The sequence below is a fragment of the Cupriavidus sp. 01T418 genome (assembly GCF_056398885.1).
Window position 1 is genome coordinate 1 of record NZ_JBFTQG010000090.1, and the last position, 7698, is coordinate 7698.

A 7698-nucleotide genomic window follows, 5' to 3' on the forward strand; every position below is an offset into this window, starting at 1 on the left:
GAGAGAGACCACGCGATCTCTTGGCCAGTCAAGAGGCGGATTCGGGTGAGAGGGGTCGCATCCTTGTGTCGTTTCCTCGCATGAACCTCGATCGCGAAGGGAAGCGACGACCTTCATAGATCGCCATTGCGGCGAAACCTGCCCACTTTTATTGATGTGAAATCCCGCGGGCACAATGCTCGTTCCGGTCCAGTACACAATGGTCTCAAGCCCGGTGATTCCGCATTTCCCCGCCTCCACCCGCACGAAAGGCGCGAAGTGATCGAACCGCTGTCTATCCAGGCTTCCCCCGCCGAGAATTGGCACTGAATTCGTACTATCGATCGTCTTGGTGCAGGCGGCCACTGCGAGTTGATATTCGCGCAACCGTTCAGCCACGTTACCCTGTGCCAGCGAGATATTATTTACAACTGCGATTGATAATATGAAAGGCAAAGTTAGAACTTGGAATTTCGTGCAAATCTTCATATTTTTAAATGTATTGTTGTTGAATTTTATTACGTAGAGAATACTGGAGTGCATCGTCTAATTGACGATTTCTTTAATAATATTTGTTCCCATCTTTTTTCGATGATTTACACGCCCGCGGAAAAAAGGAGGCAGCGGAAAACGAGCATGACGCAAGACGCAAGCATAATGTTCGATGCTTGACGAGATCCTGGATAAGCGCTTTCGATCGTCTTGGGAAGGCGATGTATGGGAAAAAGTGAAGCCAGAACAGAAGGGTGCCAAAGAGGAATAGTTCAGTCATGATGGAACACCGTGAAGTGACGGGTTCCCTGTGAGATCGATCGCCGGCGAATCGGAGGCGCACCACGAGGTGGCGTCTGACACGATGTTGTTGACCATAATGATTTGATTGGACTACGGCAGACTTCGGTGCATTTCCATGGGAAATGCCAGTAGATACCGTCGCAGAGTGCCATGATCCTTGCTACGCGACAACAGTAAGTAAGCAAAATACAATATATTCGATAGCGGGTACCCACGCGGATGTTTAGTTTAGCGAGGCCACCATCGGTGGCAAGGTGTTGTTAATTAAATTCATATGGGACGTAAAAATATGGCAACCTCAAGCGCGCTAACTGCCGTGTCGCTATCTTGACAGGGGAGCATTTGGCTGACATCCTTTTTTAAAAAAAAGTCGCCGATTGGCGAAATCAAAAAATATCAGAGGGACTTTCGAATGGGTCGTTTTCCTGAAATTCGCTGCACTTGTCGGAGCAGTACGGACGCCTGCCGTCACCTGGATCCACGTCTGTCGCCATTCTCGCCTTGTCCTATTGCGACCCCCATCATTGGGCTCGCCGTGTCCCGTTCCACGCGATAGAAATGGGGATGCGGGAGTCAGGTATGGAAGATAGCGAAGTCTCCGCGGAAGATTTTTTTTGGTGCGTCGATGCGATTTGCGCGTTACATGGAAAGCCGCGCTCCAGAGAACTGAATAGTCAGCAGTTTCCGCCTCCCAGGCGTTGCGCAACTATTCTGGCCGCGGCAGACGCGGCCGGCCTTGACGCTTCGAAGGCGATTTGCAAGATATCGCAACTGCATTGCGAAAGCATACCTGTCATTGTGTGGGTGGACTGTGCAAGCAAGGACGCGATAAGGACGCCGCTGATGGTGCTTCGGGCGGACGATAGCCGCGCGCTGGTGGTCAGGCGCGGTGCCACGCAACCAGAGACTGTTTCGCTAACCGAGCTGCAGACCGCCGAAAGCGGCCCGCTCTTGCGCTTCCTGCCCAAGGTCGTTGAGCCCAGCGATGCAGACGCGGTAGCCGCGCGCGCCTCCAGCGTCGTGTTTGGCTTCCGATGGATTCTTGGCGAGTTCGGGAAACACAAGCGCATCTGGTACGAGATCCTGCTTGGTTCCCTGTTTCTGCAATTGTTGGCGCTAGCAATGCCGCTGTTCACGCAGGCGGTAATTGACAAGGTTGTCGTGCATCGTACGGAGAGCACGCTGATTGCAATCGTTGTCGGGATGGCGTTGTTCATGCTGTTCAGTGCAATCATCACGTGGCTGCGCCAATACTTGGTCCTTCACACGGGCAATCGTATTGACGCGGCTCTTGGCTCCAATGTCTTCGAGCACCTGTTCCGGTTGCCACCTCGATATTTTGAGCGTCGTCAGACCGGTGTGATCGCGGCGCGCCTCGGCGGCGTTGAGACCATCCGGGAGTTTGTGTCGAGCGCCAGCGTAAGCCTGATCCTTGACCTGCCATTCTTGCTCATCTTCGTGGTCATCATGGCTTACTACAGCCTGATCCTGACCGCCGTCGCGCTTGTCATGCTTGGGATTATCGTCGGCCTGAGCTTGTTTGTGGCACCGATGTTCCAGCGCAAGCTCCAGCGGCAGTTCCAACTCGGTGCGCGCAACCAAGCGCATGTCACCGAGTACGTAGTGGGCCTTGAGACAGTCAAGTCTCTGCAGTTGGAGTCGCAGATCAAGGCGACCTATGGCGCTTACCTTGCCACCTATCTGCAATCGAGCTTTGACACTAAGCAACTGGCCAATACCTACAATACGATCGCCAATGCGGCCGAGCAGGCTATGACATTGCTGATTTTGGGAATTGGCGCGTATATTGTCATCCATTCGCAGACCTTCACGATCGGGATGCTGGTGGCATTCCAGATGTTCTCGGGAAAGCTGTCGCAGCCGCTGCTACGCCTCGTCGGGCTCTGGCATCAGTTCCAGCAGGCGCAGATCTCAATTGCCCGGCTGGGAGATATCATGAACGCACCGCCGGAACGTTATTCCACTGTGCCAAGTCGACCCGCTCGCGGCGAGGGCACGATCCAGTTGGATCAGCTTGCGTTCCGCTACGCGGACACTGGACCGTTTCTCTTCGAGGGCCTTCACCTGAAGATCGAAGCGGGCCAAGCCATTGCCATTGTCGGCGCTTCCGGTTGCGGCAAGAGCACGCTCGCCAAGCTATTGCAACGCTTCTACGTACCCAGTGCGGGCCGGATACTGGTGGACGGCATAGATCTGCAGTATCTGTCCACAAACGAACTCCGAAGCCGCTACGGTGTGGTACCACAGGAAACTACGTTGTTCTCGGGGACGATCCTCGACAATCTGCAGATGGCCAACCCGAACGCAACGTTTCAGGAAATATTGACCGCATGCAGAATGGCTGAGATACACACCACGATTGAGGCAATGCCTGATGGCTACCAGAGCGAGATCGGCGAACGGGGTGCGGGCCTGTCGGGAGGGCAAAAGCAACGACTCGCGATCGCTCGGGCATTGCTGCGCAAGCCCAGCATCCTGATTTTTGACGAAGCCACCAGCGCGCTTGATGCTCAGACAGCGGAGCATTTCGCGCGCACCATCGATGCCCTGCGTGGCAAGGTAACTATCATCTTCATCACCCATGCGATTCCGCGTTCGCTGCGTTTCGATGCCATCTACAGACTTGGTCGGAACGGCGTGCAGTCCTTCTCGCCGGTTACCGGGAGTAGCCCAGCGCAGCGCGACGGGGTCGGGAGCCCATTGACCAACCCGAATCAGGGCGTTGCGGCATGAATACCCCGGATATGGACGGAGATCATGGCCCGGAGAGCGCCATTCCCCCAAGGACGGCCGCCACGCAGCCAATGCCGTTAGGCGCCCTGCCAACGGCAGGACGATGGCACGACCCCCTTGGCCTGCTACGCGAGACGCCGCCTGAACGACCCTATCGTATTGTGCTCGCGACGATCTTGGTGTTGTGCGCGCTCATTCTGACCTGGGCCAGCGTGGGCAAGCTGGATATCGTTTCGTCAGCCGATGGCAAGCTTGTACCGCAGACTCTCGTGAAGATTGTCCAGCCGGCCGAAGCGGGGGTCGTCAGGGAATTGAAGGTACAGGAAGGGGACATGGTCAGGAAGAATCAGGTGGTGGCCGTTCTCGATGCGACAATGGCTGGCGCCGATACAACGCTCGCAAGCCGCGAATTGGCAGTGCAGCGCTTGCAGGTGCGCCGCCTGGAGGCGGAACTCGCTGGCCGCGAGATGCGACAGGAGCCTGAAGATCCTCCAACAATGTTCGCGGCAGTGCAAAGTCAATTTCAGGCACACCGACGAGCGTACGCGGATTCGGTCGAGCAGGAGCAGGCTTTGCTTGGCCGTTACAGGCACGAACATAAGAGCAGCCTGCAGGTCCTTGCCAAGCTCGAACAGACAGTGCCGATTTATGCCAAATCTGCTCAGGCCTATCAGCGACTACAGGAGCAGGGGTTCGTGAGTGCGCTCGGCTACGATGAGAAGCTTCGCGACTACACGGAGAAGCAGAAGGATCTGGATGCCCAGCATGCAACCGTGGCGTCGCTGGCTGCGACCATTTCGTCGCAGCAGAAAAAACTCAATCAGATGCAGAGCTCATACGAAAGTGAGCTGCGCAAGGAACTAGCCGAGACCATCACCCGGCTCCGGCAACTGGAAGCTGACAAGGAGAAGTCAAACTATCGCGAATCGCTACTGACATTGCGCGCACCACAGGATGGCGAGATCAAGGACCTGGCGACAACTACCGTAGGTGCGGTCGTCCAACCAGGCACCGTATTGATGACTCTCGTCCCCAAGGACGAGCAACTCTATGCCGACGTGTCGGTGAAGAATGAGGACGTGGGTTTTATCCATGTCGGCGACACGGCGAAGATCAAGATTGCAACCTATCCGTTCCAAAGGTACGGCATGCTCGAAGGCAAGGTGATCCACGTTAGCGTCGACGCGACCGAGGGCACCACGAAAGGCAACCAGGTTGACAATGCCCGCGCTGAAGCTGGCTCGACGGCGACGTACAAGGCCAGGGTTCGGCTGAATTCCCAGTGGCTGAAGGATGCTATTGGCACGACCTATGCACTTGGTGCGGGCATGCGTGTCGTTGCCGAGATCCGCTATGGTGAGCGCACGGTAATGGAATACCTGCTATCGCCAGTGCAGGGAATGGTGCAGGAAGCCGCGCGGGAACGCTAATACCGAAACGGGCGAAACCGAGATATGGGACGGATCCTTCTCGCCTGGGAACTCGGCGCGAATTTTGGTCATCTTGCGCAACTTCATGCCGTGGCGGCGACGCTCCGATCCTCGGGCCACGAGGTCACGTTCGCAGTGCGGGATCTCACGCACGCGCATCGCCTCCTGGGCCGAGAACATTATCGCATCGTCGCAGCGCCAACGCCGCCGGTGCCACGACTTCCGATACGTCCCGTCAACTCGCCCAACTCCTATGTTGACATCCTTGCCTTGCAAGGCATGGCGGATATCGATTGCCTGGCGTCAGTGGTCGCCGCGTGGCAAGACCTTTTTACGCTCGGACGCTTTGACGCACTGGTCGGTGAGAGCGCGCCGCTTGCGGCACTGGCGGGAGCAATGAATGGACTTCCTCACCTGGTGCTCGGTACCGGCTTCACCTTGCCGCCCAGCGACGGGCCATTTCCACTTTTCAGGCGAGAGTCCACTTTGCAGCACGAGCAGCGCATGCGAACCGAGGCAGAGATTCTGTCCGCCTTGAACGTTGTGGCCGAAGCCAACGGAAAGCGCGATTTCGATCGGACGAGTGAGATATTCCGATCCGCAAAGCGGCTCTTGGTTACGTGGCCCGAGTTGGACCACTATGGTCGGAAGGTTACCGAGGAGTTCATCGGCCCGCTGCCGACCATGTTGACTTTATGCGGTGATATGGAGGTCCAGTGGCCTGAAGGAGAGCGGCGCGTTCTTGCGTATCTTCAACCCGACTATCCCAATCTGGACACTGTTCTGCAGCTATTGTCGGAGCTCGGACTTTCGTCCATTGTGGTGATCCCAGGCGGTGAAGCATGGTCAAGACAATTTGGTTCGCCAAGTATGAGAGTGCTGACTCGGCGCGCTTCGTTTGCGGCGCTGCTTCCTGCCGCAGAGCTTGTTGTTTTCCATGGCGGGCACAATCTCGCTGTGGAGGCTCTGTGCTGTGGTAAGTCGTTGCTGATGCTGCCGCACCAGATCGAGCAGGCTATGTTGGCAAGAAGGCTCGCTATGAGCGATCTTGGCATTGCGCTGTCGCCTGGTCAGCAGGAAGGCATTCGCGCAGCGATGTTTGCGTTGCTCGACGGGCGGCACCGCCAATCGAGTCTCCGCTTCGCGCAAGAGAAAACGCGGCACGATGCGAACGCCACTGCTCTCCGGATTGCCGATTATGTCGCTGCGCTCCTATAACTTAGCGGGCTGAACGGTTATGGACATCTCGCCAGCCCGCCATTCGAATGCACCGGCTTCAACAGGAAACCTGCGCTTATTGAGAAACCGCTTTACATTCCACCCCGTCAATTTCGATTAGTTAGTAGCTCGCGATACGTAACCCCTGGAGCAGGACGGACGACAGCACGTTCTGGGCGCGGAGACGTCAGCTGCAAACAAGGCCTGTGCAACCAAGTTCCAAATTGCAGGCATTCTTCCGGCGGGGCGCTGAGGGACACCCCTTTCAAGGTGTTTAGACGACACGTCCAGCCTTGATGACACGGGCGGTAGAATCATGCCGCCGTGCTGCGCATCCGGCCACATAGCCTTTCGGCGCTTTCGGTCCGCGCGTATGTTTGCGCATTGCGCGGGGATCAACGTGCGTCGCCATCTTGATCAACTCGCGACCGAACTGAGCTGGGGGTGAGGAGGTCGTAGGCCTGCCACACCTCGGGCGGCACCGCGATCATCATGCCTGCCCGGATTTCGCTGGCGAGGTAATACGGTGAGAGCTCGATGTCGCTGGTATCCAGCTTATGCCGGATTCGGCCGGCGACCCGGCCGTCGGCATGGATCTGAGATTTCACCACGCAACCGGAAGTGTCCTCCAACCATGCGCAATCTGAATGAATCGGCGTGAATCCAGCAACTCCGATCATCTATCCGTCATCTCGACGTGAATTGTTGCATCGCATCGTTGAAACCCATCCCGAATCATCAAATTTCTCTTGAGATCCGTTGATATATCACATACTGTATGTCATCAAGGTCCTTCGAAATGGATCGATAGCGTTGCAGGGCCGGTGACAAACAGGGTAGGGGTCGGCCAGGCAACCAGCCAGCAAAGGGCGAAAGGGTGTCGTGGCAACGGGCCAGGTTCGCGTCCACGTCACAACCTGTCGCAACCCAGTCAACAAGGAGACCAAGACATGTCTGCAGTCGCACCCGCACGGTCCGAATCCACCACGGCCGAAGACACCCTGAAACAGAAGACCCGCGATGCCGGCGTTATTTCCGGCGGCCACCTGGTAGCGAGGGCACTGAAGAACGAAGGCGTCGACACCATCTTCACGCTGTGTGGCGGTCATATCATCGATATCTACGACGGCTGCGTGGACGAGGGCATCCGCATCATCGACGTGCGCCACGAGCAGGTTGCCGCCCATGCGGCGGACGGCTATGCGCGCCAGACCGGCAAGCTCGGCTGCGTGGTGACCACGGCCGGCCCCGGCTGCACCAATGCCGTCACCGGAGTGGCCACCGCCTTCCGTTCGGAGAGCCCGATCATCCATATCGGTGGGCAGGGCGCCCTGTCCCAGCACAAGATGGGTTCGCTGCAGGACCTGCCACATGTCGACATGATGTCGCCCATCACCAAGTTCGCTGCCACCATTCCGAGCACGGAGCGGGTGGCCGACATGATTTCGATGGCCGCACGCGAGTGCTTCAACGGCGCTCCCGGCCCGGCGTACCTGGAGATCCCGCGCGACGTGCTCGACCG

6 protein-coding genes are annotated in these 7698 nt (G+C 57.3%); 4 read left to right on the top strand and 2 right to left on the bottom strand.

Annotated elements, in window-relative coordinates:
* On the bottom strand, positions 1-522 hold a 522-nt coding region (locus AC1DQ3_RS36035), incomplete at its 3' end, for a hypothetical protein (RefSeq protein ID WP_477124868.1).
* Positions 523-1353: 831 nt separating this feature from the next.
* Here AC1DQ3_RS36035 and AC1DQ3_RS36040 point away from each other — a divergent pair.
* From AC1DQ3_RS36040 to AC1DQ3_RS36050, 3 genes are read left to right on the top strand one after another with little or no spacing between them, the layout of a single operon-like run.
* The gene (locus tag AC1DQ3_RS36040; protein WP_477124869.1) at positions 1354-3528 is read left to right on the top strand and encodes a peptidase domain-containing ABC transporter; all 2175 of its coding nucleotides are present in this window, start codon (positions 1354-1356) and stop codon (positions 3526-3528) included.
* Positions 3525-4958 carry an HlyD family type I secretion periplasmic adaptor subunit gene (locus AC1DQ3_RS36045; protein WP_477124870.1) on the top strand — a complete coding sequence of 478 codons (1434 nt, stop codon included), beginning with the start codon at positions 3525-3527 and terminating at the stop codon, positions 4956-4958. Before AC1DQ3_RS36040 ends, AC1DQ3_RS36045 begins: the two co-directional genes overlap by 4 nt.
* Before the next feature lie 24 nt (positions 4959-4982).
* Positions 4983-6176: a glycosyltransferase family protein gene (locus AC1DQ3_RS36050; RefSeq protein ID WP_477124871.1), complete on the top strand. Its 1194-nt coding sequence runs from the start codon at positions 4983-4985 to the stop codon at positions 6174-6176.
* Positions 6177-6571: 395 nt separating this feature from the next.
* On the opposite strand, the gene AC1DQ3_RS36055 is transcribed toward AC1DQ3_RS36050, so the two are convergent.
* Positions 6572-6856 (bottom strand): hypothetical protein, encoded by a 285-nt coding sequence (locus tag AC1DQ3_RS36055; protein ID WP_477124872.1) that lies wholly within the window; start codon positions 6854-6856, stop codon positions 6572-6574.
* Between the two features lie 270 nt (positions 6857-7126).
* On the opposite strand from AC1DQ3_RS36055, the gene AC1DQ3_RS36060 reads away from it, so the two are divergent.
* Positions 7127-7698, top strand: a 572-nt coding sequence (locus tag AC1DQ3_RS36060) for a thiamine pyrophosphate-binding protein (RefSeq protein WP_477124873.1), incomplete at its 3' end; no start/stop codon positions are given.